The organism is Methylibium sp. Pch-M (assembly GCF_004136295.1).
In the GTDB taxonomy this organism is placed as follows: Bacteria; Pseudomonadota; Gammaproteobacteria; order Burkholderiales; family Burkholderiaceae_C; genus Methylibium; species Methylibium petroleiphilum.
Genome location: NZ_CP029606.1, coordinates 2,130,221 through 2,156,154, shown reverse-complemented (window position 1 = coordinate 2,156,154; position 25,934 = coordinate 2,130,221). Strand labels below are relative to the sequence as shown.

General features: G+C 70.3%; 23 protein-coding genes. 13 read left to right on the top strand and 10 right to left on the bottom strand.

Annotated features, from left to right (window positions below; all coding sequences use genetic code 11):
- Positions 1–176 precede the first annotated feature (176 nt).
- Positions 177–1,133, top strand: coding sequence for an HPr(Ser) kinase/phosphatase (hprK, locus tag C1M51_RS10370; protein WP_011827825.1), 957 nt, complete (start codon positions 177–179; stop codon positions 1,131–1,133).
- A gap of 7 nt (positions 1,134–1,140) precedes the next feature.
- Here the strand turns inward: hprK and fur are convergent, their stop codons facing one another.
- Positions 1,141–1,578: a ferric iron uptake transcriptional regulator gene (gene fur, locus C1M51_RS10365; protein WP_011827824.1), complete on the bottom strand. Its 438-nt coding sequence runs from the start codon at positions 1,576–1,578 to the stop codon at positions 1,141–1,143.
- A 113-nt stretch (positions 1,579–1,691) separates the two neighbouring features.
- Between fur and C1M51_RS10360 the strand changes: the two genes are divergently transcribed.
- The 9 genes from C1M51_RS10360 to C1M51_RS10320 all read left to right on the top strand — a co-directional run bounded on the left by C1M51_RS10360 (position 1,692) and on the right by C1M51_RS10320 (position 11,784).
- Entirely contained in the window at positions 1,692–2,243 is a 552-nt protein-coding gene (locus C1M51_RS10360; protein ID WP_011827823.1) for an outer membrane protein assembly factor BamE, read from the top strand.
- Between the two features lie 56 nt (positions 2,244–2,299).
- Entirely contained in the window at positions 2,300–3,070 is a 771-nt protein-coding gene (dapB, locus tag C1M51_RS10355; RefSeq protein ID WP_242500042.1) for a 4-hydroxy-tetrahydrodipicolinate reductase, read from the top strand.
- 2 nt (positions 3,071–3,072) lie between these two features.
- Positions 3,073–3,747, top strand: a complete 675-nt coding sequence (locus C1M51_RS10350) for a MotA/TolQ/ExbB proton channel family protein (RefSeq protein ID WP_409072628.1) — start codon at positions 3,073–3,075, stop codon at positions 3,745–3,747.
- Between the two features lie 6 nt (positions 3,748–3,753).
- Positions 3,754–4,191, top strand: coding sequence for a biopolymer transporter ExbD (locus C1M51_RS10345; RefSeq protein ID WP_129449569.1), 438 nt, complete (start codon positions 3,754–3,756; stop codon positions 4,189–4,191).
- Between the two features lie 91 nt (positions 4,192–4,282).
- Positions 4,283–6,949 (top strand): leucine--tRNA ligase, encoded by a 2,667-nt coding sequence (gene leuS, locus C1M51_RS10340; RefSeq protein WP_129449567.1) that lies wholly within the window; start codon positions 4,283–4,285, stop codon positions 6,947–6,949.
- Positions 6,950–6,954: 5 nt separating this feature from the next.
- Positions 6,955–7,464 (top strand): LPS assembly lipoprotein LptE, encoded by a 510-nt coding sequence (gene lptE / locus C1M51_RS10335; RefSeq protein ID WP_129449566.1) that lies wholly within the window; start codon positions 6,955–6,957, stop codon positions 7,462–7,464.
- A 31-nt stretch (positions 7,465–7,495) separates the two neighbouring features.
- Complete coding sequence (holA, locus tag C1M51_RS10330) at positions 7,496–8,587, top strand: DNA polymerase III subunit delta (protein WP_129449564.1); 1,092 nt, start codon at positions 7,496–7,498, stop codon at positions 8,585–8,587.
- Positions 8,588–8,717: 130 nt separating this feature from the next.
- The gene (locus C1M51_RS10325) at positions 8,718–9,332 is read left to right on the top strand and encodes a methylamine utilization protein (RefSeq protein WP_242499648.1); all 615 of its coding nucleotides are present in this window, start codon (positions 8,718–8,720) and stop codon (positions 9,330–9,332) included.
- Between the two features lies 1 nt (position 9,333).
- On the top strand, positions 9,334–11,784 hold the full coding sequence (locus tag C1M51_RS10320; RefSeq protein ID WP_129449562.1) for an EAL domain-containing protein: 2,451 nt from the start codon (positions 9,334–9,336) through the stop codon (positions 11,782–11,784).
- A 6-nt stretch (positions 11,785–11,790) separates the two neighbouring features.
- Here the strand turns inward: C1M51_RS10320 and C1M51_RS10315 are convergent, their stop codons facing one another.
- Genes C1M51_RS10315 through C1M51_RS10290 form a run of 6 tightly spaced genes read right to left on the bottom strand, consistent with a single transcriptional unit; the run spans position 11,791 to position 17,552 of the window.
- Positions 11,791–12,723 (bottom strand): glyoxylate/hydroxypyruvate reductase A, encoded by a 933-nt coding sequence (locus C1M51_RS10315; protein WP_129449560.1) that lies wholly within the window; start codon positions 12,721–12,723, stop codon positions 11,791–11,793.
- Positions 12,720–13,226, bottom strand: a complete 507-nt coding sequence (locus C1M51_RS10310; RefSeq protein WP_129449558.1) for a CinA family protein — start codon at positions 13,224–13,226, stop codon at positions 12,720–12,722. The genes C1M51_RS10315 and C1M51_RS10310 overlap by 4 nt, the downstream gene beginning before the upstream one ends.
- Positions 13,227–13,233: 7 nt before the next feature.
- The gene (locus tag C1M51_RS10305) at positions 13,234–13,788 is read right to left on the bottom strand and encodes a phosphatidylglycerophosphatase A (RefSeq protein WP_129449556.1); all 555 of its coding nucleotides are present in this window, start codon (positions 13,786–13,788) and stop codon (positions 13,234–13,236) included.
- Positions 13,785–14,756, bottom strand: coding sequence for a thiamine-phosphate kinase (gene thiL / locus C1M51_RS10300; protein ID WP_129449554.1), 972 nt, complete (start codon positions 14,754–14,756; stop codon positions 13,785–13,787). The genes C1M51_RS10305 and thiL overlap by 4 nt, the downstream gene beginning before the upstream one ends.
- 46 nt (positions 14,757–14,802) lie before the next feature.
- Positions 14,803–15,480, bottom strand: a complete 678-nt coding sequence (locus C1M51_RS10295) for a response regulator transcription factor (protein WP_129449552.1) — start codon at positions 15,478–15,480, stop codon at positions 14,803–14,805.
- The gene (locus tag C1M51_RS10290; protein WP_242499647.1) at positions 15,477–17,552 is read right to left on the bottom strand and encodes a nitrogen regulation protein NR(II); all 2,076 of its coding nucleotides are present in this window, start codon (positions 17,550–17,552) and stop codon (positions 15,477–15,479) included. Before C1M51_RS10290 ends, C1M51_RS10295 begins: the two co-directional genes overlap by 4 nt.
- A 183-nt stretch (positions 17,553–17,735) precedes the next feature.
- Between C1M51_RS10290 and C1M51_RS10285 the strand changes: the two genes are divergently transcribed.
- The 3 genes from C1M51_RS10285 to C1M51_RS10275 all read left to right on the top strand — a co-directional run bounded on the left by C1M51_RS10285 (position 17,736) and on the right by C1M51_RS10275 (position 21,110).
- Positions 17,736–20,030, top strand: coding sequence for an NADP-dependent malic enzyme (locus tag C1M51_RS10285; RefSeq protein WP_129449548.1), 2,295 nt, complete (start codon positions 17,736–17,738; stop codon positions 20,028–20,030).
- Between the two features lie 227 nt (positions 20,031–20,257).
- A complete protein-coding gene (locus tag C1M51_RS10280) occupies positions 20,258–20,674 on the top strand; it encodes a ribonuclease domain-containing protein (protein WP_129449546.1) in 417 nt (138 codons plus the stop codon).
- Positions 20,675–20,711: 37 nt separating this feature from the next.
- Positions 20,712–21,110, top strand: a complete 399-nt coding sequence (locus C1M51_RS10275) for a barstar family protein (RefSeq protein WP_011827806.1) — start codon at positions 20,712–20,714, stop codon at positions 21,108–21,110.
- 203 nt (positions 21,111–21,313) lie between these two features.
- Here the strand turns inward: C1M51_RS10275 and rsmA are convergent, their stop codons facing one another.
- The 3 genes from rsmA to C1M51_RS10260 are packed head-to-tail and all read right to left on the bottom strand — an operon-like array spanning position 21,314 to position 25,911.
- The gene (rsmA, locus tag C1M51_RS10270) at positions 21,314–22,090 is read right to left on the bottom strand and encodes a 16S rRNA (adenine(1518)-N(6)/adenine(1519)-N(6))-dimethyltransferase RsmA (protein WP_129449545.1); all 777 of its coding nucleotides are present in this window, start codon (positions 22,088–22,090) and stop codon (positions 21,314–21,316) included.
- 34 nt (positions 22,091–22,124) lie between these two features.
- Complete coding sequence (locus C1M51_RS10265; RefSeq protein ID WP_129449543.1) at positions 22,125–23,438, bottom strand: peptidylprolyl isomerase; 1,314 nt, start codon at positions 23,436–23,438, stop codon at positions 22,125–22,127.
- Between the two features lie 13 nt (positions 23,439–23,451).
- Positions 23,452–25,911 carry an LPS-assembly protein LptD gene (locus tag C1M51_RS10260; protein ID WP_129449541.1) on the bottom strand — a complete coding sequence of 820 codons (2,460 nt, stop codon included), beginning with the start codon at positions 25,909–25,911 and terminating at the stop codon, positions 23,452–23,454.
- Positions 25,912–25,934: the final 23 nt, after the last annotated feature.

Sequence of the window (25,934 nt, the reverse complement as noted above, 5' to 3'; positions counted from 1 at the left end):
GGGCGATGCAATGAAGCCCCAACTCGCTCGTTCTGCGACACCGCGTCCGCGCGTGCCTTGCTTCGCAACGGCTGGCGCGATCCGAGGCAGTCAATGAAGCCCCAATCCGTTCGTTCTGCAGCACCACGTCCGCGCGTGCCTTGCTGCGCAACGGCTGGCGCGATCCGAGGCGGTCAATGAAGCCCACCGTCATCAGCGCAGAGGCGCTGTTCGAGGCTCACCGCACCGCGCTGCGCTGGGAATGGCTCGCCGGCCACGCCCACCCGGAGCGCCGCTTCGACGAGGTCGCGGTGCGCGATGCCCAGTCGGCCGCCGACCTGGTGGGCTACCTGAACTACATCCACCCCTATCGCGTGCAGATCGTCGGGCGACGCGAGGTGCGCTACCTCGTCGACGTTCCCCCGGAAGACCAGGAACGTCGCATCTCGCGCATCGTGACGCTGGAACCGCCGGTGGTGATCGTGGCCGACCAGCAGACGCCGCCGGACCGGCTGGTCGCGATGTGCGAACGCGCCGACATCCCCCTGTTCGTGACCGAGGAATCCGCCGGCCATGTGATCGACGTGCTGCGCGCCCACCTGAGCCAGCACTTCGCCGACCGCACCACGCGGCACGGCGTGTTCATGGACATCCTCGGCCTGGGCGTGCTGCTGACCGGAGAGTCCGGCCTGGGCAAGAGCGAACTCGGCCTGGAGCTGATCTCGCGCGGCCACGGCCTCGTGGCGGACGACGCAGTCGACCTGTACCGGGTGTCGCAGACGGCCCTGGAAGGCCGCTGCCCCGACCTGCTGCTGAACCTGCTCGAGGTGCGCGGGATCGGCCTGCTCGACATCAAGGCGATCTTCGGTGAGACCGCGGTGCGTCGCAAGATGCGCCTCAAGCTCATCGTGCACCTGGTGCGCAAGGAGACGATGGAGCGCGACTTCGAACGGCTGCCCTACGAGCCGCTCTACGAGGACGTCCTCGACGTGCCGGTGCTGAAGGCAGTGATCGCGGTCGATGCCGGCCGCAACCTCGCGGTGCTGGTCGAAGCCGCAGTACGCAACACCATCCTGAAGCTGCGCGGCATCGACACCTACCAGGAGTTCATTGCCCGCCATCGCATCGCGATGGAAGGCGACGAACCGATCTGAACGTCGGTCAGCGCGGCGAGTTGCTGCCCTTGCAGCCGTCGCGCCCGCAGATCACGTAGAGCGCGAGGGAGTGGTCCTGCAACTCGTAGCCGCGCTCGCGGGCGATCTGCAGCTGGCGCTTCTCGATCTCGGCGTCGTAGAACTCCTCGACCCGCCCGCACACCACGCACACCAGATGGTCATGGTGCTTGCCCTCGTTGAGCTCGAACACCGACTTGCCCGACTCGAAGTGGTTGCGAGACAGGATGCCGGCCTGCTCGAACTGCATCAGCACCCGATAGACCGTGGCCAAGCCGATGTCGGAACCGTCGGCCAGCAGGTGCTTGTAGACGTCCTCGGCCGTCAGGTGGCGCACCGCCGAGGTCTGGAACACCTCGAGGATCTTGAGGCGCGGCAGGGTGGCCTTGAGTCCGCTGCTCTTGAGGTCTTCGGCATGGGTGGTCATCGGCAGGTCCTCGGGGCAGGTGGGCTCCACTAGAATTCTTGGATCATATCGAGCCTGCGGCCCTGGTGCGGCGGGCACCCCGTCGCTCTCGCAGCGGCCCGCCTGCTGCACCGATGTCCATGCCTTCCTCGCCCCACCTCCGTGCCCTGTGCCTGCTGCTGGCGTCCGTCGTGCTCGGCGGCTGCAGTTCCATGCGCTCCACGTCGGACCGCCTGTTCGGGCTGATCACCCCTTATCGCGTCGAGGTTGTTCAGGGCAACGTCGTGACGCAGGAGATGGCTGCTGCCGTCAAGCCTGGCATGACGAGGGCGCAGGTCCGTGACACCCTGGGGTCGCCGCTGCTCGCCGACATCTTCCACGCCGACCGCTGGGACTACGTGTTCACGATCCGGCGCCCGGGCGCGGCCTACCAGCAGCGCCGCGTCACCGTGCTGTTCGACGGCGACACGATGAAATCCTTCGAGGCCGACGAACTGCCGAGCGAGCGCGATTTCGTGTCGTCGATCGACACCAAGAGCACGAAAGGCGCCAAGGTGCCGACCCTGGCCTTGAACGACGAACAGCTCAAGGCGCTGCCGATGCCCGCCAAGGGCAGCATCCCGGAGCCGAACAGCGCGCCGCAGGGCCCGGCCCGCGACTATCCGCCGCTGGAGGCAACGCCGTGAAGGCGGTGGCCGCGGCGGAACGGCGCCGCATCGCGATCGCCGGTGCGTCGGGCCGCATGGGTCACATGCTGATCGAGGCCGTGCTGGCCTCGGACGACTGCGTGCTCGCGGGCGCGCTCGACCGTCCCGACAGCCCCCAGCTCGGGCAGGATGCCGCCGGTTTCCTCGGCCAGCGCAGCGGCGTGATGATCACCGACGACCTGCGTACCGGGCTTGCGAACGCCCAGGTCCTGATCGACTTCACGCGCCCCGAAGGCACACTGGCACACCTGCAGGCCTGCCGCGAGCTCGGCGTGCAGCTGGTGATCGGCACCACCGGGTTCGACGAGGCCGGCAAGGCTCGCATCTCCGAGGCCGCGCAGCACATCGCCATCGTGATGGCACCCAACATGAGCGTGGGCGTGAATGTGGTGCTGCAGCTGCTGGCCACCGCCGCCAAGGCGCTAAGCCAGGGCTACGACATCGAGATCATCGAGGCGCACCACCGCCACAAGGTCGACGCCCCCAGCGGCACCGCGCTGAAGATGGGGGAAGTGGTGGCCGACGCGCTGGGCCGCGATCTGAAGTCCTGCGCGGTCTACGGTCGCGAGGGCGTCACCGGCGAACGCGATCCGTCGACGATCGGCTTCGCCACCGTGCGCGGCGGCGACATCGTCGGTGATCACACCGTGCTGTTCGCCGGCACCGGCGAGCGCATCGAGATCACGCACAAGTCCAGCAGTCGCGCCACCTATGCCCAGGGCAGCCTGCGCGCGGTGCGTTTCCTCGCCGGCCAGCAGCGTGGCCTCTACGGCATGGAGGCCGTTCTGGGCCTCGCGGCGACGTGACCATCGGTCTCGTGCACTTCTGGTCCGAGGGTGACGCGATCACCCGCCTCGTCGCCGCGCTGCTGTTGCTGATGTCGGTCAGCGCGTGGGTGCTGATCCTCTGGAAGTCCTGGCTGCTGCGCAGGGTGCGTGCCGACCTCGCGCGCGCCGTCCCGGCGTTCTGGGCCGCACCCGATCTGGCGACGGCCCGCACGCAGTTGCAGACCTTCGATCGCGAGGCGGCGCTGGTGCCCCTGCTCGACGCCGGGCTGCAGTCCGCCCGCGGCGGCACGCTCGAGGCCGCCGGCGCGCGCGCCTCGCAGCTCACGCGCCGCCTGCGCGACGCCCTGCACGGTGTGCTGATGCAGTTGCAGTTCGGCCAGGTGCTGCTCGCGTCGATCGGCGCGACGGCGCCCTTCATCGGCCTGTTCGGCACCGTCTGGGGCATCTACCACGCGCTGCTCGGCATCGCCGCCGCCGGCAACCTGAGCATCGACCGCATCTCCGGCCCGGTCGGCGAGGCCCTGGTCATGACGGCCGCCGGCCTCGCGGTCGCGATCCCCGCGGTGCTGGCCTACAACGTATTCGGCAAGCTGGTCGGCGCCTGCGAGGCCGAGCTCGAGGGCTTTGCCCACGACCTGCGCGAGATGCTACTCGACGACGCCTCGGCGCCCCGCCCGGGCACCGAGCGAGGCTGAGCCGCCATGGCCTTTGGTCGCCTGGAGCGCACCGCGCTGCCGCAGCCGATGAGCGACATCAACATGACGCCGCTGATCGACGTGATGCTGGTGCTGCTGGTGATCTTCATGATCAGCGCCCCGCTGATGACCTCGAGCCTGCGCCTCGACCTGCCCCGGGCCGACGCCACAACACCCAGCGACACGCCCAGCTTCGTCAGCGTCGCGCTCACGCCGGACGGCACGCTCCATCTCGGCGACGAGGCCCTGGCCGACGCCGCCTTCGACGCCCGCATCCGCGAAGCCGCCCGGCGCCAGCCCGGTCTGGAGGTCCAGCTGCGCGCCGACCAGTCCGTGCCCTACGGCCGCGTGGCCGCGCTGATCGGCCGGCTGCAGAGCGCCGGCCTCAACCGCATCGCCTTCGTCGCGCAACCCACCGAGGCCGTGCCGCCCTCCTCGAACTGAGCGCCACGGCACGCCCGTCGTCCTCGACGGGTCGCGCCCTAGAATCCATCGACTTTCCCGAGACGGCGCCATCGCAGCGCCCGTGCCCTGCATGAGCACCCCGCATCCCGCCCCCGCCTCCGCTTACGAACCCGGCGCGATCGAAGCCGCCGCCCACGCGCACTGGACCGCGCGCGACGCGCACCGCGTCATCGAGGACACGGGCCGTCCGAAGTTCTACGCCTGCTCGATGCTGCCCTACCCCAGCGGCAAGCTGCACATGGGCCACGTGCGCAACTACACCATCAACGACATGATGGCGCGCTACCTGCGCATGAAGGGCTACAACGTCCTGATGCCGATGGGCTGGGACGCCTTCGGGCTGCCGGCGGAGAACGCGGCGATCGACAAGAAGGTGGCCCCGGCGCAGTGGACGCGCGACAACATCGCCGACATGAAGTCGCAGATGCAGCCGCTCGGGCTCGCCTTCGACTGGTCGCGCGAGGTTGCCACCTGCGATCCGGGCTACTACAAGTGGAACCAGTGGTTCTTCCTGAAGCTGCTCGAGAAGGGCATCGCCTACAAGAAGACCCAGGTCGTGAACTGGGACCCGGTCGACCAGACCGTGCTCGCCAACGAGCAGGTCATCGACGGCAAGGGCTGGCGCAGCGGTGCGCCGGTCGAACGCCGCGAGATCCCGGGCTACTACCTCGCGATCACGCAGTACGCCGACGAACTGCTCGCCAACGTCGCCGACCCGGCCAGCCCCGGCTTCCTGCACGGCTGGCCCGAGCGCGTGCGGCTGATGCAGGAGCACTGGATCGGCAAGAGCGCCGGCGTGCGCTTCGCCTTCCCGCACGAGATCCGCGACGCGAGCGGCGCGCTGATCGGCGACGGCCTGATGCACGTCTTCACGACGCGCGCCGACACCATCATGGGCGTGACCTTCTGCGCGGTGGCGCCCGAGCACCCGCTGGCGACGCATGCCGCTGCCTCGGACCCGGACCTCGCCGCCTTCATCGAGACCTGCAAGGCCGGCGGCACAACCGAGGCCGAACTGGCCACCAAGGACAAGGAAGGCCGGCCGACCGGCCTGTTCGTGAAGCATCCGCTGAGCGGCGCGCCGGTGCCGGTGTGGGTCGGCAACTACGTGCTGATGGGCTACGGCGACGGCGCCGTGATGGGCGTGCCGGCCCACGACGAGCGTGATTTCGCGTTCGCCAAGAAGTACGGCATCGACATCCTGCAGGTGGTGCACGTCGACGGCGAACACTTCAGCTACGACCACTGGCAGGACTGGTATGCCGACAAGCAGCGCGGCGTGACCATCAACTCCGGCAACCTGAGCGGGCTGCGCTACCCGGTAGCGGTCGACGCGGTGGCCGCGGCGCTGGCCGCCCAGGGCCTGGGCGACAGGAAGACCACCTGGCGCCTGCGCGACTGGGGCATCAGCCGCCAGCGCTACTGGGGCACGCCGATCCCCATCATCCACTGCGCACACTGCGGTGACGTGCCGGTGCCCGAGCAAGACCTGCCGGTGCTGCTGCCCGAGGACCTGATCCCCGACGGCTCGGGCAACCCGCTGAACAAGAGCGCCGCCTTTCTGAACGTGGCCTGCCCGAAGTGCGGCGCCCCGGCCAAGCGCGAGACGGACACGATGGACACCTTCGTCGATTCGTCGTGGTACTACATGCGCTACTGCTGCCCCGACAGCGACGAGGCGATGGTCGACACGCGCAACGACTACTGGATGCCGATGGACCAGTACATCGGCGGCATCGAGCACGCGGTGCTGCACCTGCTGTACGCGCGCTTCTGGACCAAGGCGATGCGCGACTGCGGGCTGGTCAAGTTCGACGAGCCGTTCACGAAGCTGTTCACCCAGGGCATGCTGCTCAACGAGTCCTACTATCGCGAAGACTCGTCGGGCAAGAAGCGCTGGTTCTACCCGAGCGAAGTGGAGGTGCAGTTCGACGACAAGGGCCACCCCGTCGGCGCCATCGCGCGCGAGGACGGCCAGCCGGTGCAACTGGGCGGCATCGAGAAGATGTCGAAGTCGAAGAACAACGTGGTCGAGCCGCGCGACATCATCGCCAAGTTCGGCGCCGACACGGCGCGCCTGTTCACCATGTTCGCCGGCCCGCCGGACCAGAGCGCCGCGTGGTCGGACTCGGGTGCCGAGGGCAGCTTCCGCTATCTGCGCCGGCTGTGGGCCTTCGCGACGAAGCAGCGCGAGGCCGTGCAGGCCGCCGGCACCGACTTCGCCGGCGCCTCGCGCGCCGCCATCGACCTGCGGCGCGACGTGCATCTGCTGCTGCGCCAGGTGAGCCACGACTACGACCGCCTGCAGTACAACACCGTCGTCTCCGGCGCGATGAAGCTGCTCAATGCGCTGGAAAGCGCCGCGCTCACCGACACCGCCGCCGACCGCGCGGCGCTGCGCGAGGGCCTGGGCATCCTGCTGCGCGCGCTCTACCCCGCCGCGCCGCACATCGCGCACGCGCTGTGGCAGGACCTCGGCTACGCCGAGGCGCACGGCGACCTGCTCGACGCACCCTGGCCGGTGGTCGACGAACAGGCGCTGGTGCAGGACGAGATCGAGCTGGTGCTGCAGGTCAACGGCAAGCTGCGCGGCGCGCTGAAGGTGCCCGCGTCGGCCGACCGGGCCGCGATCGAGGCCGCCGCGCTGGCCAGCCCCGGGCTGGCGAAGTTCGCCGAAGGCCGCACGCCGAAGAAGGTGGTGGTGGTGCCAGGCCGGCTGGTCAACGTGGTGGTGTGAGCCGCATGCCGCCCATGCCCCGTCGCACCACGCTGAAGGCCGCGCTCGCGCTGTCGGCCCTTGCCTTGTCCGGCTGCGGCTTCCAGCTGCGCCGCCCGCCGAAGCTGAGCTTCTCGACGGTGCAGCTGGTCGGCTTCCCGCAGCGCTCGCCGTTCACCGAGCAATTGCGGCGCAGCATCGAGGCCAGCGGCACGACGCGCGTGGTCGAGTCGCCGGCGCAGGCCCAGGTGGTGCTCGAGGCGCTGGAGGACGTGCGCGACAAGTCGGTCGCCGCGCAGACCGCCGCCGGCCAGGTGCGCGAGTTCACGCTGCGCACGCGGCTGCGCTTTCGCCTGCGCACGCCGGGCGGGCGGCTGCTGATCCGCGACACCGAGTTGCTGCTGAGCCGCGACATGAGCTACAACGAGACCAACGCACTCGCCAAGGAACAGGAAGAGGCCATGCTCTACCGCGGCATGCAGAGCGACATCGTCGACCAGGTGATGCGCCAGCTCGCCGCCGTGCCGGCGCCCTGAACCCGCCTCGCCCCATCGGTTCCGCATCCGCATGCAGATCAAGCCCGACCAGCTCGATGCGCATCTGAAGAGGGGCCTGCGTCCGCTGTACACGCTGCACGGCGATGAGCCGCTGCTGGCGCTGGAGGCGAGCGACGCCATCCGCGCCGCGGCGCGCGATGCCGGGCACACCGAGCGCGAGGTCCATCACGTCGCCGGCGCGCACTTCGACTGGAGTTCGCTGCTCGGCGCGGCCAGTTCGATGAGCCTGTTCGCCGAGGCCAAGATCGTCGAGATCCGCATCCCGTCGGGCAAGCCGGGCAAGGACGGGTCGCAGGCGCTCCAGCACTATTGCGAACATCTGCCCGAAGGCGTGGTGACGCTGGTCACGCTGCCGCGGCTGGACCGCCAGCAATCGGGCAGTGCCTGGTTCGGCGCGCTGGAATCGGCCGGCGTGACGCTGCGCCTCGACCCGGTGGAGCGCCAGGCGCTGCCGCAGTGGATCGCGCAGCGCCTGGCGGCGCAGAACCAGCGCGTCGCCGCCGACGAGGAGGGGCAGCGCACGCTGGCCTTCTTTGCCGACCGCGTCGAGGGCAACCTGCTGGCGGCCCAGCAGGAGCTCACCAAGCTCGGCCTGCTCTACCCGGCCGGCGAACTGAGCTTCGAGCAGGTCGAGGCGGCGGTGCTGAACGTGGCGCGCTACAGCGTCTTCAAGCTCGGCGAGGCGGTGCTGGCCGGCCAGGTCTCGCGCGTGCTGCGCATGCTCGACGGCCTGCGCGCCGAGGGCGAAGCCGCCGTGCTGGTGCACTGGACGCTGGCCGAGGACATCCGTGCACTGCGTCGCTGCAAGGACGCTGTCGCGGCCGGCAAGCCGCTGCCGATGGCGCTGCGCGAGAACCGCATCTGGGGCCTCAAGGAGCGCCTCTTCGAGCGCGCGCTGCCGCGGCTGGCCGACGGCACGATCGAACACCTGATCGAGGCCGCCCACGTCTGTGACGGCCTGGTCAAGGGTCTGAAGCACCCTCAGTGGCCGCAGGACCCCTGGATCGGCCTGCAGCGGCTGGCGCTGCAGCTGGCGGGATCGATGCAGGCGGCCCAGCTGCCGCGCGGCGCCCCGTCGCAGCGGCTCGTGCTGCAGGCCTGAGGCGTCGGGTCGCCGCGTCTACAGGACGTCCGCGCGCGGCCGATATCCCTGGCTGACACCCCGTTGCTTGCGCTCGCGCATCATGCGCGGCGGCCGGCCCGGATCGGCCGCCATCGCCTCCTGCCCGTCCATGAAGCCTCTGCACCGCCGTTTGTTCGGACTGCCCCCCCTGCTCCTGCTGCTGGCCGGCCTGCCGGCCCATGCCGTGCCGCTGGTGATCACGGTGACCGACGAAGAGGGCACGCCACTGGCCGACGCCGTGGTGGCGGTGCAGGTCAAGGGCACCCCGCCCACCGCATCCCCCGGGGCCAGCGCCGAGCTGGGCCAGAGGAACAAGCGCTTCACGCCTGCGGTGCTGGCGGTGCAGACGGGCACCGCCGTCAGCTTTCCGAACTTCGACACGGTGCGCCACCACGTCTATTCGTTCTCGCCGACCAAGACCTTCGAACTCAAGCTCTACGCCGGCACGCCGGCTGCGCCGGTGCTGTTCGACAAGCCCGGCACCGCGGTGCTCGGCTGCAACATCCATGACGCGATGACCGCCTACGTCCGGGTGGTCGACACGCCCTACTTCGCCCGTACCGACAGCGCCGGGCGCGCCCAGCTCGAGCTGCCCGCCGGTGACCACCAGCTGCAGACCTGGCACGCACTGCTGGGTGTGGACGGGCCGGCGCCGGTCCAGCCACTGAAGCTCGGCAGCACCCCCGCCACCGCCGCGGTGAAGCTGAACGCGAAGGCTCCTTGAGATGCCGCTGCCGGCCTTCCTGACGCCCAAGCGCCTGCAGTTCCGCATCGTCGCGCTGTTCCTTGGCCTGCTGCTGGTGGTGCAGCTGGCCAGCCTGCTGCTGATCGGCAACAGCATCAGCGTCAACGCCCGCAGCGCCGTGAACGCCGAGCTGCGCACCGCCGAGCGGGTGTTCGAGCGCCTGCTGGCGCAGAACGCCGGGCGGCTCACCGATGCCGCGCGGCTGCTGGCATCGGACTTCGGCTTCCGCGCCGCCGTGGCAAGCAACGACGGCGAGACGCTGGCCTCCGCGCTGGCCAACCAGGGCGACCGCATCGGCGCGAGCCTGGCGGTGTTCACCGATGCCCGCTTCAACCTGAAGGCCGCCACGCACGACGGCGCCGAGCGCTTCCTGCCCACGCTGCGGCAGCTGGCCACGGCGCCCGACGCCACGCAGCGCCTGGTCCTGCTGGACGGCGAGCCCTACCAGCTGGTGGCCGTGCCGGTGAAGGCGCCGCTGACGATCGGCTGGGTCGCGATGGGCTTCCGCATCGAGGCGAGCCTGCTGCAGGAGATGCAGCAGCTGTCGTCGATCGACGTCGCGCTGCTCACGCAGCGCGGGAGCCCGCCGCGCTGGGACGTGCTGCAGTCCACGCTGGACCCGGCGGCGTCGCCGCAGCTCGTCGAGCAATGGCTTGTGGCGCGCGCGACGCAGGCCACCCACCAGATGTCGCAGAAGGAGCGCCACGCCACCCTGACGCTGAGTGACGACGGCAGCAACCGCCTCAGCGGCCACCTGCTGGCCCGAGACATGGCGCTGGGCCGCGAGGGCGAGCCGCAGACGGTGGCCGTGCTGATGCGCTCGCTGGACGAGGCCACCGCGCCCTACCGGCGCCTCCAGTGGATCCTGCTGGCCTTCACGTTGGTGGCGATCGCGGTGTTCGCCGTCGTCAGCGTCTACACCGCGCGCCGCATCACCACCCCGTTGAAGACACTGGCCGGCTCGGCACGTCGGCTCGGCCAGGGCGACTACGAGCAGGCCGTGCCGGCGCGCACGGACGACGAGATCGGCGAGCTGGCGCAGGCCTTCGAGACCATGCGCCTGGCCGTGCGCGAACGGGAAGGCGAGGTGCGCCGGCTGGCCTTCGAGGACGGGCTCACGCAGCTGCCGAACCGCGAGCAGTTCCGCGCCGACCTGCGGGCCGCGATCCAGCACGCACAGGCCCGCAACGAACCGTGCGCGGTGCTGATGCTCGACCTGGACCGCTTCAAGCATGTCAACGACGTGCTGGGACACCGCTTCGGCGACCGGCTGCTGCAAGAGGTGGCCAAGCGCCTGACGCAGGAGGCCCGGCGCAGCAACGACGTGGTGGCGCGCCTGGGTGGCGACGAGTTCGCGATGCTGATGCCGAGCGCCGACATCGCGCTCGCGCTCGGCATCGCGCAGCGCATCCAGCGCGCCTTCGAGCGCCCGATCTCGCTGGACGACCACACCGTCGACCTGGGTGCCGGCATCGGCATCGCCTGCTGCCCCGCGCACGGCGTCGAGGCGGACTCGCTGGTCAGCCGCGCCGAGCTGGCGATGTACGCGGCCAAGCAGCACCAGCTCGGCGTGAAGGTCTACGACGCGGCACTCGACATGAGCAGCGACGAATCGCTGTCGCTGCTGAGCGAGCTGCGCACCGCGGTCGACCGCGACCAGCTGCGCCTCTATCTGCAACCCAAGATCTCGCTTGCCACCGGCGCGGTGCTCGGCGCCGAAGCGCTGGTGCGCTGGCAGCACCCGCAGCGCGGCCTGGTGCCGCCGGGCAAGTTCATACCGTTCGCCGAACAGACCGGCTTCATCCGCGTGCTGACCGGCTGGATGATCGAGCGCAGCGCAATGGTGCTGCGCCAGATGAACGCCGGTGCGCCGGCCCTGAAGATCTCGGTGAACCTGTCGACCCGCGACCTGCTCGATCAGGACCTGCCGGCCAAGATGCAGCGCCTGATCGACACCCTGGCGCTGAACCCAGGCTCGATGTGTCTCGAGATCACCGAGAGCGCGATCATGGACGACCCGCAGCGCGCCCTGCAGACGCTGGAGCGGCTGCACGCGATGGGCTTCAGGCTGTCGATCGACGACTTCGGGACCGGCTACTCCTCGCTCGCCTACCTCAAGCGCCTGCCGGTCGACGAGCTGAAGATCGACCAGAGCTTCGTCTTCAACATGGAGCGCGATCTCGACGACGCGAAGATCGTGCGGTCCACCATCGACCTGGCCCACAACCTCGGCCTGAACGTGGTGGCCGAGGGCATCGAGACCGCCAAGGCCTGGAAGCTGCTGCAGGCGCTGGGCTGTGACGAGGCGCAGGGCTACTTCGTTGCCAAGCCGATGCCCGAGGCCCTGTTCGCCGACTGGATCCGCGACTGGACCGCACCGCAGGTGCAGGCGGTGCGGCTGGACTCCGACTTCAGCCGGCTGGCGCTCTGACAAGCCCTAATAGCCGCGCTGGCGATCCACCAGATTTGCCAACGGGCGGCCGGCCCGCCAGGCCCGCAGGTTGGCCGCCACCACGCCGGCCGCGCTGCGTGGATCGGTCTGCGCGGCCGCATGAGGCAGCACGGTAACGCGGGGGTGGGACCAGAACGCATGCCCGACAGGCAGCGGCTCCGTCTGGAACACGTCGAGCACCGCGTGGCGCAGCCGCCCGGCATCCAGTGCGGCCAGCAAGTCCGCCTCGACCACGTGCGCGCCGCGCGCCAGGTTGACGAGGCCGGCGCCGGTCTTCATGCGCCCGAGGCGAGCGGCGTCGAACAGGCCTCGCGTGGCGGGCGTCAGCGGCAGCAGATTGAGCACGATGTCGGCCTGCGCCAGCAGCGAGTCGAGCGCGGCCTCGCCGGCATGCGTCTCGATGCCTTCGATGGCGGTCGGCCTCGTGCTCCAACCCCGCACCCGGTAGCCCTGCGCCGCCAGCCGCAGCGCGGTGCCGCGGCCCATCTGCCCGAGTCCCAGCACCGCTACCACCTGTTCGTCGGCGCGGCGCTGGCCGTGCGGCGCCCAGCGTCCTTCGCCCTGCAGTCGGGCGTAGCGGAAGAAACCGCGGTGCAGCGCCAGCACCGCCCACAGCGCCGTCTCGGCCATCGCGGCGCTCATTGCCGGATCGACCATGCGCACGATCGGCACACCGGCCGGCAGCGTCGGGTCGGCCAGCAGGCGGTCGACGCCGGCCCACAGCGACTGGATCAGGCGCAGCCGCGGCAGCCCGGCCAGCGCGCCGGGCCGCGGGTTCGCGACGATCGCGACCTCGATGTCGTCGGCAGCGCCCGCGCTCGATGTCAGCAGGTGTTCGCCGGGCAGCGCGGCGGCCAGCGCCGCGCGCCAGGTCTCGGCTTCGTCGGCACCGACATCGCAGGCCAGCAGCAGGCTCACGGACGCGCGGCCTCCAGCAGGCGCTGCAGCGCTCGCTGCACGGTCTGCGCGCGGATGCCGGTGCGATCGCCCGACAGCTGCAGCAACTCGGCCCGCGGCGCCTGGCCGCGCACCGTCAGACCGAGCCAGACCGTGCCGACCGGCTTGCCCGGCACCGCACCGCCGGGACCGGCGATGCCGGTCACGCTCAGCGCCAGGTCGGCCGGCGCCTGCCGAAGCACTCCCTCGGCCATCGCCAGCGCGACCTCGCGGCTCACCGCACCGTGTCGCTCGATCAGCGCGGCCGCCACACCGAGCGACTGAACCTTGGCCTCGTTGCTGTAGGTGACGAAGCCCCTTTCGAACCAATCGCTGGAGCCGGCCACGGCCGTACAGGCGGCGGCCACCAGCCCGCCGGTACAGCTCTCGGCCGTGGCCACGCGCCAGTGCCGCGCCCGCAGCGCGGCAGCCAGCTGCAGCACCAGCGGCTCCAGGTCGGCGAGATCGAGCCCGCGCGTGCTCATCGGCCGCTCAGACCAGGAAGCGCCACAGCGCGATCACCAGCAGCGTGCACAGCGCGGCCACGCCATCGTCGAACAGGATGCCGAAGCCCTGCGCCCAGCCGATGCCCGGCCCGTCACGACGCCGCTTGAACCGCGCATCGGCCCAGGCCACCGGGCCGGGCTTGGCGGCGTCGAAGTAGCGGAACAGCGCGAAGGCCAGCGCCTGGCCGAGCAGGCCGGCCGGCATCACCAGCCACAGCACGGCCCAGAAGGCCAGCACCTCGTCCCAGACGATGGCGCCGGGATCGGCCACCTGCAGATGGCGCGCGGTGACGGTGCAGGCCCACCAGCCCAGCGCCGCACTGCCGAGCAGCAGCACGGCCCATTGCCCGGCGTCGAGCCAGCGATCGAGCACCACGAAGCTGACCCAGGCCCACAGCGTGCCGACGGTGCCCGGCGCGACCGGGCTGAGGCCGGCCCCGAAGCCCAGCGCGATGGCGTGCGCCGGATGGGCCCACAGGAAGGCCGCGGTCGCGCGACGCGGGGTCGTCGCCGAGGACGCTTGCGGCCGCTCGCTGTTCATGCGGAGAAGTGATCGAACGAGGCCCAGACGCGCTCCACGGCCTGCCCGTCGGCGTCGAGGAGGCGCAGTCCGGCTTCGTGCTCGATGCGGCCGATGCGGCTCACCGCCACGTCGGCCCCGCGCGCGGCCTCGAGCACCCGCGCATGGGCCGCCGGCGGCGCCGTGAAGACGAGCTCGTAGTCGTCGCCGCCGGCCAGCGTGCACAGGCGCTGCAGCGCCAGTGGCTGGGCCGCGAGGTCGGCGCTGCGCGGCACGCGGCCGACGTCGATGCTGGCGCCGACGGCGCTGCGGTGCAGCAGGTGCGACAGGTCGCCGAGCAAGCCGTCCGACACGTCGACCGCCGCACTGGCCACGCCACGCAGCGCGAGACCCAGCGCCACGCGCGGCTGCGGCTGCTCCATCGCGCGCCGCACCCGCTCGAACACCGCGCCAGGCAGCGACACCTGACCGCGAAAGGCCTCCAGCGCGAGCCGCGCGTCACCGACCCCCCCGCCGATCGCATGGCTGACCCAGATCTCGTCATCGGGCTCCGCGCTGCTGCGCAGCAGCGCGGAGCCCGCCGGAACCTCGCCGAACACCGTGATGCAGAGGTTGAGCGGGCCGGCGGTGGTGTCGCCGCCGATCAGTTCGCAGCCGTGCGCGTCGGCCAGGTCGTACAGCCCGGCCGAGAAGCCGTCGAGCCAGGCCTCGTCGACCCGCGGCAAGGCCAGCGCCAGCGTGCAGGCCAGCGGCTGCGCGCCGCAGGCCGCGAGATCGCTGAGATTGACCGCCAGCGCCTTGTGGCCCAGGCGGCGCGGGTCCACGGTGGGCAGGAAGTGCCGGCCCTCGACCAGCATGTCGCAGGACACCGCGAGCTGCATGCCGGGCCGCAGCGCGAGCAGCGCGCAATCGTCGCCCGGCCCGAGCGCCGCGCGGCGGGTCGGACGGCCGAAATAGCGCGCGATCAGGTCGAACTCGCCGAGGCTCATGGCCGCATTGTCGCTGCGGACCTCGGCGCCGGCAGCCGCGCCCGGCTCAGGGCGGCCGCTGCGCGCCGTGCTCGCGCAGCACGTTGGCCAGCTCGACCGCCGACTTCACGCCCATCTTCTCGAACACGCGCGCGCGGTGCACTTCGACCGTGCGCACGCTGATGTCCAGCGCATGCGCGATCAGCTTGTTCGGGCGGCCGTCGATCACCAGCATCATCACCTCGCGTTCGCGCTCGGTGAGCTCGGTCAGGCGCTGGCGCATCAGCGCGCCGGCGCGGCGCGCCTCGAGCGTCGCGCGGCTGGCGGCCAGCGCCCGCTCGATGCGGTCCACCAGGCTGTTGTCGGAGAACGGCTTCTCGACGAAGTCGAACGCGCCCTGCTGGATCGCCGCGACCGCGGTGGCCACGTCGCCGTGGCCGGTGAGGAAGATGACCGGCATCACCGCCAGCAGGCGCTGCTCGATCAGCCGCTCGAACAGCTGCAGCCCGCTCATGCCGCCGGGCATGCGCATGTCGAGCAGCACGCAGGTGGGGGCGCTGAGGATCGCGTCACCGCGCGCCGCCAGCATGGCCTCGAAGGCCTCGGCCGATTCGTGCGGCTCGGCCAGCAGCCGGCGCGTGCGCAGCAGCCAGGCGATCGCATTGCGCACCACCGCCTCGTCGTCCACGAGGTGGACGACCGGCAGACCCAGCGGCGCGGTGGCCGGCAGCACGCCATGGCTCATGCAGAGACTCCATCGAGAACGCCCGGAGGGGCCGCAGCCGGGGAGGCAGCAGGCCCGGCAGCCGGAAGTGTGAACTCGAAACAGGTGCCGCGCACGCGGCCTTCGCCGTCGCGCAGCGTCGTGAAGTCGAGGGCCCCGCCGTGCTGCTCGACGACCGTGCGGCACAGACTCAGGCCCAGCCCCATCCCTTCGGCCTTGGTGGTGAAGAAGGGCGTGAACAGCCGGGCCGCCACCTCGGGCTCGATGCCGGGGCCGTGATCCGTCACGCTCAGCCGCACCCAGGCGCCGTGGGTGCGGGCGCCGAGCCGCACCACGCGGCGCTCCGCCGGCTCGCCCACCATTGCCTGCAGCGCGTTACGGGTCAGGTTGAGCAGCACCTGTTCGACCATCGTGCGGTCGCACACGACGCGCGGTGACGGGCTGCCGAACTCGAACTCGATGCGCGCGCCGCACTTGCGCGCCTGCAGGCGCAGCAGCGGCATCACCGCCTCCACGAGCTGGTCGCAGCTCAGGCTCTCGCGGCTCTGCTCGCGGCGGCGCACGAAGTCGTGCACGCTGCGGATGACGCGGCCGGCCCGCTCGGCCTGCTCGGCGATGTGCTGCGTGGCCTCGCGGATCATCGCCACGCTCGGCGGATCGGGTCGCTCGCCGGCATCGTCGATCAGGTTCAGCGAGCCGGTCGCGTAACTGGCGATGGCCGCGAGCGGCTGATTGAGCTCGTGGCTCAGCAGCGAGGCCATCTCGCCGACGCTGGCAAGCCGGGCGGTGGCCTGCAGCTGCTCCTGCTGCTGGCGCGCGCGCTCCTCGACGCGGCGCTGCGCGCTGAGATCGAGCACCGCACTCATCCAGCCGCTCTGCAGCCCGTCGGGGCCCACCAGCGGCGCCTCGAAGATCAGCACCGGGAAGCGCTCACCGCCGGCGCGCATGAAGGTGGTCTCGAATCCGTCGCGCGACTCGTGCGCCGGCACGCCCTGCGCCATGCGCTGCACCTGGCGCGCCTCGTAGGCGCTGAGCATCTCGGGCGGCCAGTAGGGCGGCGTGGTCTGCCCGACCAGCTGCTCGGCGCTGAAGCCCACCATCTTGCAGAAGGCCGGATTGACGTAGGTGACCCGGCCCTGCCGGTCACGCGCGCGCAGGCCGGTCACCAGCGAGTCCTCCATCGCGCGGCGCAGCGTCAGCTCCTCACCGAGGCGCTGCTCCGCCGCCGCGCGGCGGCGCACGTCGCGCGCCAGCAGCGCCACCACCGCCGCCAGCGCAAGCGAGAGGCCGAGCACCAGCGAGGTCGCCACGTTGGGGATCAGTCGCGGCGCGCCGGCCGCGCTGTCGAGCCGCAACGCCAGCGTGAGGCTCGACAGGTTGACCAGGCGCTCGGTGACATAGACGCCGGCCCCGCGCGTCAGCCCTCCGCGCGCCAGGCGTGTACCGTCACCCTCGACGAACGACAGCTCGTGGCTGCGCGCCAGTTCAGGCGCGACGGCTTCGTCGATCACCCCGCCGAGCGCCAGCGTGGCCACCATCGCGCCGCGCTCGCCATTCGGACCGATCGGCAGGCAGACGTCGATCACCTCGACCCCGAGTCCGCCGGGCTGAGGCACGAAGTAGCTGCGCGACCAGGCCGGCGCCGCCAGCCGCTGCGCGTCCGCACACGCGGCCTGCGTGTCCAGATCGAGGTCGCTGCGCGCCAGGCTGACGAACAGCGGCCCGCCATAGGGCGAATCGGCGGCCGTCTCGATCACGTTGGCGCCACTGCGCCATTCGATGCGCAGCATCTCGCGCCGCGCACGCAGCAGGTCGGCCGCGTCGGAGCGCCATTGGGCAGGTTGCGGGTCGTTCCACAGCAGGGCCTGCAGGCTCTGCACGTCGCGCAGGAGCAGTTGCCGCACGTTGGCCGCGGCCGAGGCGGCGGCCATCTCCACGCGTTCCTGCTCGCGGTTGTTCTCGTGCTGCACCGTCAGTGCCAGCAGCAGTGTCTGGGCCACGCCCAGCAGTAGCACGAGCAGCGCCCACGGCAGCAGGCGCCGCCAGCGTGAAGCGAGCGGCGCGGGCACGACGGGGGCATCGGCATCGGCCATAGCCTCAGTATCGAGAGCTCGCAAGCGAAAGAGGTAAGCAGTTTCGCGCATGGCCGTTACCTCCGGGATTTGCAACACTGCCCTGCGCAAGCCGCTCTGGCCGCAACAGGGGGTCTTCTTACAATCGTCGACCCGGCCCGCTGCCCCTCGTGCGGTGCGCCTCCCAACACGGAAAGCCAGACCATGCTGACCAACGAAGAAAAGAGTGCGGAACTGCGCCAGGCCGCGCTCGAATACCACGAGTTCCCGACGCCCGGCAAGGTGGCGATCGCCGCCACCAAGCAGCTGGTCAATCAGCGCGACCTCGCACTGGCGTATTCGCCCGGCGTGGCCGCCGCCTGCGAAGAAATCGTGGCCGACCCGGCCAACGCCTACCGCTACACCTCGCGCGGCAACCTTGTGGCGGTGGTCACCAACGGCACCGCGGTGCTGGGCCTGGGCGACATCGGCCCGCTGGCGGCCAAGCCGGTGATGGAAGGCAAGGGCGTGCTGTTCAAGAAGTTCGCCGGCATCGACGTGTTCGACCTCGAGATCGCCGAGCGCAACCTCGACAAGCTGGTCGACTGCATCGCCGCGCTGGAGCCCACCTTCGGCGGCATCAATCTCGAGGACATCAAGGCGCCGGACTGCTTCTACGTGGAGCGCAAGCTGCGCGAACGCATGAAGATCCCGGTCTTCCACGACGACCAGCACGGCACGGCGATCGTGGTCGGTGCCGCGCTGATCAACGGCCTGAAGGTGGTCGGCAAGGACATCGCCAAGGTCAAGCTGGTCACGTCGGGCGCCGGTGCGGCCGCGCTGGCCTGCCTGAACCTGCTGGTGAAGCTGGGGCTGCCGCGCGAGAACATCTGGGTCACCGACCTGGCCGGCGTGGTCTACAGCGGACGCACCGAGCTGATGGACCCCGACAAGGCCGAGTTCGCCCAGCCCACCAGCCAGCGCTCGCTGATGGAGGCGATCGCTGGTGCCGACATCTTCCTGGGCCTGTCGGCCGGCGGCGTGCTGAAGAAGGACATGGTCGCGAAGATGGCGGCCCGGCCGGTGATCTTCGCGCTGGCCAACCCCAACCCCGAGATCTCGCCGGAGGACGTGAAGGCGGTGCGCGACGACGCCATCATGGCCACTGGCCGCACCGACTACCCGAACCAGGTCAACAACGTCTTGTGCTTCCCGTACATCTTCCGGGGCGCGCTGGACTCGGGGGCGACCACCATCACCGACGAGATGGAAGTCGCCGCGGTCTACGCGATCGCCGACCTGGCCCAGGCCGAACAGAGCGAGGTGGTGGCCGCCGCCTACGCCGGCGCCACGCTGAGCTTCGGGCCGGAGTACCTGATCCCCAAGCCCTTCGACCCGCGCCTGATGATGAAGATCGCGCCGGCCGTCGCGCTGGCGGCGGCCGCCTCGGGCGTGGCCACACGGCCGGTGAAGGACATCGACGCCTACCGCGAGAAGCTGCAGGCCTTCGTCTACGCCTCCGGCACGACGATGAAGCCGATCTTCAACGTCGCCAAGCGTGCCAAGGTCAAGCGCGTGGTGTTCTGCGAGGGCGAGGAAGAACGCGTGCTGCGCGCGGTGCAGGTGATCATCGACGAGGATCTGGCGCGGCCGACGCTGGTGGGCCGCCCGCCGGTCATCGAGCAGCGCTGCGAGCGCTTCGGGCTGCGGCTGCAGGCCGGCCGCGACTATGACGTGGTCAACCCCGAGAACGACGAACGCTACCGCGACTACTGGCAGACCTACCACCGCATCATGGCGCGGCGCGGCGTGACCCAGCAGTTCGCGAAGATCGAGATGCGGCGGCGGCTGACGCTGATCGGCGGCATGCTGCTGCACAAGGGCGAGGTCGACGGCATGCTGTGCGGCACCTGGGGCACGACGGCGATGCACCTCAAGCACATCGACGAGCTGATCGGCCTGCGACCGGGTGCCAAGACCTATGCCTGCATGAACGGGCTGATCCTGCCCGGCCGCCAGGTGATGCTTGTCGACACCCACGTCAACTACGACCCCACCGCGGCGCAGCTGGCCGAGATCACGGTGATGGCGGCCGAGGAGATGAAGCGCTTCGGCCTGGTGCCCAAGGCGGCCCTGCTGAGCCACTCCAACTTCGGCTCCAGCAACCAGCCTTCGGCGCTGAAGATGCGCGAGGCGCTCGCGCTGGTGCGCGCGCAGGCGCCCTGGCTGGAGGTCGACGGCGAGATGCACGGCGACACTGCGCTCGATCCCTCGCAACGCAGTGCCCAGATTCCCGACAGCACACTGCAGGGAGAAGCGAACCTGCTGGTGCTGCCGAACATCGACGCCGCCAACATCTCGTACAACCTGCTCAAGACCGCAGCCGGTGGCGGCATTGCGATCGGCCCGGTGCTGCTCGGCGCCGCCAAGCCGGTGCACATCCTGACGCCGTCCGCCACGGTGCGGCGGATCGTGAACCTGACAGCGCTGACGGTCGCCGACATCAACGCCGTCCGCTGAGCGCCGTCGACCCTCGCACCGCCCTCCACGGACCCACGGCGGCGGGCGCCCCGCAAGTCAGTGTCGAGAAGGTCGTCAAGTTTTCCGATATTCAAGACCATTTCAAGAAGTTTGCGCACACAAACAAATCTTGATTTCCCCCTAGGCACTGCTGAAATTTGAGGCAGGCCCTTGAGGTATCGGCCCCAATTCAGTACCATCTGGGCTTCGAATTTCAGGGATAACCCGTGGTCTTCACCGGTCGGTCACACCGGGGATCTGCTTGGCGGCTGGTTGCCGTTGCCTTGCTCGCGGCAGCGTCGGTCGGAGCGACATCCATCGGTTTCGTGACCCAGGCGAAGGACTCGGCGCCGAGAGCGGTAGTGAGTTTGTCCTCACTACCTGTCGAGGCGCAGACGGCCCAACGGCTGATCCACGCTGGCGGTCCCTTCCCGTACTCGAAAGACGGCATCGTGTTCGGCAACCGGGAGCGTTTGCTCCCGCGCCATCCGCGCGGCTACTACCGTGAGTACACGGTGCAAACGCCAGGGTCCCGCGATCGGGGGGCCCGGAGGATCGTGTGCGGAGGCCAGCAAGCCACCGCGCCCGAAGCCTGTTACTACACCGACGATCACTACGCGAGCTTCCGCCTCATCGCGCAGTGAGCCCTACCACCAACAAGGAACGAGGGGGATTTCGACCATGATGCCTTTGCACACCGTCCGTCCCAACATCGTGCAGGCCATCCGCGCATTCCGCGTGGAAGATCTGCAGCTTGCCGCGCAAGACCTCGGCCAGCATTTCCTGTACGCCAATCTGGGATCGGCCCAGTCCAAGCAGGAAGTCCTGGAGGGTATCGCCGAAGCCTTCCTGTTCCCGACGCATTTCGGCAAGAACCTCGATGCGCTGTTCGACTGCATGACCGACCTGGTACACAAGTCGGGCAGCCAGCCGGGTTTCGTGGTGGTGCTGGAACAGCTGCCCGACAATGCCAAATTCGATCGCGAGGCCCGCGAGCAGCTGCTCGACGTCTTCCGCGACGCCGCCGACTTCTGGGGGGAACGCAAGATACCCTTCAGGTGCTTCTATTCTTTTCAGTAGCCCGCTCCCCGGACATCGGGCAGGGAGAGCGGGCGATGGAAGCCCAGAACGACGCGAAGCCGGCCAAGACGCCGGCCGGCGTGATCAGCGTGCAACTGCCCTTCATGAGCAGCGCGTTCGACACGGCGGGGTGGCTGGTCGCGGCCTGACGATCTCGCACGCGGCCGACCCTGACAACGGGCCCTGAGGGGTCCGTTGTCGTTTCAGCGCTCGCCGGGCGTCAGCGCCAGGGCCAGAGCCAGAGCCAGGTAATCGGCCACCGGCACTTCCTCGGCGCGGCGCTGCGTGTCGAAGGTCCCGCTGAAGCCGCGCGACTCGAGCCACTTTCCCAGCGTGTGCCGCAGCAGCTTGCGACGCTGCGAGAACGCCGTCGCCACCAGCTCGCCGAGCAGCGCGGCATCGACCGCAGGCGGCGCTGGGAACGGCAGCATGCGGACCACCGCCGAATTCACGCGCGGCGGGGGTTCGAAAGCCTCGGGCGGCACGTCGAGCACCGACTCGATGTCGTAGCGCCACTGAAGCATCACGCTGAGCCGTCCATAGTCCTTGCTGCACGGGGCGGCGGCCATGCGTTCGACAACCTCCTTCTGCAGCATGAAGTGCTGGTCCTCGACCTGCGCCGCGGCCGGCAGCAGATGAAAGAGGATGGGGGTCGAGATGTTGTAGGGCAAATTCCCGACGATCCGCAGCCGGCCCGCCGAGGCCGTGGCCAGCGCGGCAAAGTCCACCCGCAGCACGTCGGATTCGATCACCTGCAGCTCGGCCCGCCGCCGCAGCCGCGCCGCCAGGTCGCGGTCGAGTTCCACGACGGTGAGGCGCTCGCAGCGCGCCACCAGCGGATCGGTCATCGCGCCGAGACCCGGACCGATCTCGACCAGGGCCTGCCCAGGTCGCGGGTCGATCAGGCCGACGATCGCATCGACCACTGCCGCATCGGACAGGAAATGTTGGCCGAAGCGCTTGCGGGCGATGTGCTTCACGCCTGCCGCGGGGCCACCGTCACCGACCTCACGCTCACTGCGGGGGCTCCCTCATCTCCACGTAGGCGCGGGCCCGCACATCGCGCGCCCACTCCTGGTAGGCGCTCTCGAACTTCTGCTCGCGCAGGACATTGCGCGCGATCTCGCGCTGCTGCTTGCGGTCGACCGGGACGCTGCGACGCTCCAGGACCTGGATCAGGTGCACGCCAAACCGCGAGACCACCGGATCCGACACCTGGTTGATGCCGAGGGCCTTCATGGCCTCCTCGAACTCCGGCACGAACTGGCCCGGCGAGGCCCAGCCGAGTTCGCCGCCCTGGGCCGCGCTGCCGTCCTCGGAGTTCTCGCGCGCGAGCTGGGCGAAGCTGGCCTTGCCGCTGTCGACCTGCTGCTTGAACTCCGCCAGCCGGGCCACGGCGGCCGACTGCGTCAGTTGTGCCGAGGTCCGCAGCAGGATGTGGCGAGCGCGCGTCTGCGGCACCATCATGCCGCCGTCGCGCCGCTCCACGACCTTCAGCACATGGAAGCCGGCGCCCGACTGCAGCACCTGCGGCACGATGGCGCCGCTGCGCAGATCGCGCACGGCGTCGGCGAACAGGTCGGGCAGCCGATCGAGCGTGCGCAGGCCCAGAGCCCCGCCCTGTTCCTTCGACCCGGTCGACAGCTCGTTGACGAGACGCGCGAAGTCCTCGCCGCCGCGGGCGCGCTGCAGAGCCTGCTCGGCGAGCGCACGCCGCGGCGCCAGCTCGGCCTCGCCGGCGCCCTCGGGCACGCCGATCAGCAGCTGCGCGACATTGAACTGCGGCGGCGCCACGCCGCTGGCACGGCTGGCCAGCAGGGTCTCGACCTCGCTGTCGCTGATCTTGATGCGCGACTGGACCTCGCGTTCCCGCACCCGCTCGAGCAGCAACTGGTCGCGCAGGTTGCTGCGAAAGCGCGAGAACTCGATGCCGTCGCGCTGCAGGCGCTCGCGCAGCTGCGCCAGCGTGATGCGGTTCTGCGCGGCGACGTTGCCGACGGTGCGGTCGAGCTCGGCCTCGTCGATGCGCACGCCGCTTTCGCGCGCCGCACTGAGCTGGGCGCGCTCGTCGATCAGGGTGTCGAGCATGCGGCGGCGCAATTCGTCGTCAGGCGGCAGCGCCTGCCCACCCTGAGCCGCCTCGCGCCGCAGCGCCGCCAGCCGCTGCTGGACTTCGGCGTTGGTGACCAGTTCCCGGTCGACGATCGCGACGATGTAGTCGGCCGAGCGGACCGGCGACGGCTGCGCGACCGCGTTCGCGACGAAGAGGCTGCAGAGCAGCGCGAGCAGCAGCCCTCTGGCGCAAGGGGGAGAAGACTTCGGCAACATCGATGACAGCAGCTCAGGGGGTCGAGAGGGCCGGCGCGACCACCGGACTGTCGTCGCGCAGCAAACGGTAACCGGGCACATTCTCCCTCAGCACCTTCAACGGGTTGGACCCCAGCCGCGACAAGCCGATCAGCTCCAGCTGGAACAGCAGCCGGGTGGTCGCCTGGCTGCGCCCCGTGGAGAGGCGCTCGGCGACGATGCGGCCGATCCAGCATCCCGAGTCGTACTCGAAGCCGACGATCGAATCGGTGATGCGGGAGTCGCGGCGGCTGTAGTTGACGCGCCCCACGGTGTACCAGGCGCCCGGGCAGCCGGACAGCGGCGCGAGCCGCGAGCGGCCCTCGAAGTCCTCGAGCATCTGGGCATCGCGCGCCAGCACGGCGGCGGCGTGCTCGCGCGCCGGCGCGTTGAGCGGCCACTGCCAGCCCAGCTCGACCTGTTCGCTGGCATTGCGCGTGTAGCGGTAGCTGGTGCTGAGGGTGCGCAAGGGCCCGGGCGAGTAGCGCACGCTCGAAATGGACCGCGCGACACGGCTGGTGTCGGAGTTGTACTGGACCGTGCTGTCGAAGTACCAGTTCCGCACGAGGTTGGTGGAGCCGAGCAGCAGCAGGTCGGACCAGCGCTGCGTGATCGGCGTGCCGTCGGCCGTGATGCGCTGCGTGCGCAGCAGCATGCGCTGCGCGATGCCCAGCCGCAGCGCCTCGGCGCCGGTCGTGCGGTCGAGGAAGCGCGTGGTCACGCCGGCGGTCACCTGGTTCGCGTCCGACACGCGATCGACGCCGGAGAACACGTTGTCGGAGTAGATCGACGTGAAGTTGAAGTCGTTGGCCGCGCTGTCGAAGTTCGGCAGGCCGGTCTGGTCGCGGTAGGGCGTGTTGACATAGAACAGCCGCGGCTCCAGTGTCTGCGTCAGTTCGCGCCCGAAGGCCGTGCTGTCGCGTTCGAAGATCCATGCGCTGTCGAGCGACACCGTCGGGATGACGCGCGACGCGCGCCGACGGCCATCGGCCAGGGACTGGTCGAGGTCGTAGCTGGCCGCGTTGAACGACACCCGGGGTGTCAGCGTCCAGCCGGGCGCACCGGTCGGCGACCAGGGGCGTGCCAGCGAGCCCAGGGCGTGCAGGCGCGAGCCGGTCTGCAGGCTGGGGTCGTCGTTCGAGAAGCGGTTCGCCTCGGTCTCCCACTGCCATTCGAGCCCGCCGGACGCGCCGCGCTGGCGCAGGCCGATCTGCGGTTCGCGCTGGTAGGGCGAGACGATGCGGCTGGCCGGATCGATATCCTGCAGCACCTGCCAGGTCTGCACCCGGGTGTAGGCCACGGTGTCGCCCCAGCCGTGATCGAAGCGGCGCCGCGCGTAGGCATCGGTCGGCAACAGGCGCGGCGTGAGGCTGGGCAGCGTGCCGGCGAAATCCTTCCAGAAGTTGTCGTCCGAGGTGCGCTGCAGCGCCAGGCCGTAGTCGATCTCGCCGACCGTCGCGCCTTCCCAGCGTGCCTCATGGCCGAGGTTCAGGGCCCAGCGCGAGCGATTGGCGACCTGATCGTCGGGCAGCGCATAGGCCTGAACGCGGCCCAGGTAGCCCGGCTCGAGATAGCGGAACTCGGTGTCGAGCGCCGCGCCGCGCCGCGTCATGACCGACGGCGTCAGGGTCGCGTCGCGGTTCGGGGCGATGTCCCAGTAGTAGGGCACGCCGAGCTCGAAGCCGCTCTTGTTGTCGAGCTTGATGCTCGGCGGCAACCAGCCGGACTTTCGTTTCTCGGTGAGCGGGAAGCTCAGCGTCGGTGCGGCCAGGATCGGCACGCCATAGAACCGCAGCACCGCGCCCTCGGCCGTACCCTCCTCGGCTGCCGTGTCGAGCAGCACGCGGTCGGTGCTCAGCAGCCAGGCCGGATCGGGCGCCGGACAGCTGGTGTAGGTGGCACCGTAGGCGATGCCCCGGTTCTCGTCGAGGAAGTCGAAGCGGTCGGCCTGCCCACCGGCGTTGGTGCGGCCGAAGTGGTAGCTCGGCGACTGGAAGTAGCCTTCGAAACGGTCGACCTTCAGCTGCACCTCGGGGCCGCGGTAGACATTGCCGTTGCGCGAGATCTCGACGTTGCCGGTGGCGCGCGCCAGGTCACTCTGCTGCTGGTACTCGACCCGGTCGGCCTTCAGGACCAGCGGGCCGCGGCGGAACTCGACGGCCCCTTCGGCCAGGGTTTCCAGGTCGGGCCGACCCGACAGGCGATCGGCCTCGATCACCAGCGGCCCGCCGCCGTCGTCGGCCTTGATCAGCGGCCCGAAGCGCGCGCCCGTTTCCGGACTCACCTGCAGGCCGGGCCCGGCGACTGGCGTCTGCGCGCGCGCCGCCTCGATCAGCACGCCGCTTCCCGCGGTCGTCATCAGGACCGCGGCCGCGACCGGGCGCAGGGCCCAGGCGCGCCGTGGAGGCAAGACGGTCGCGGCGCGGTCGGCGGTCGGCAAGATCGTGGCAGACAAGAGAAAAGGAGCCGCCGGTCGCG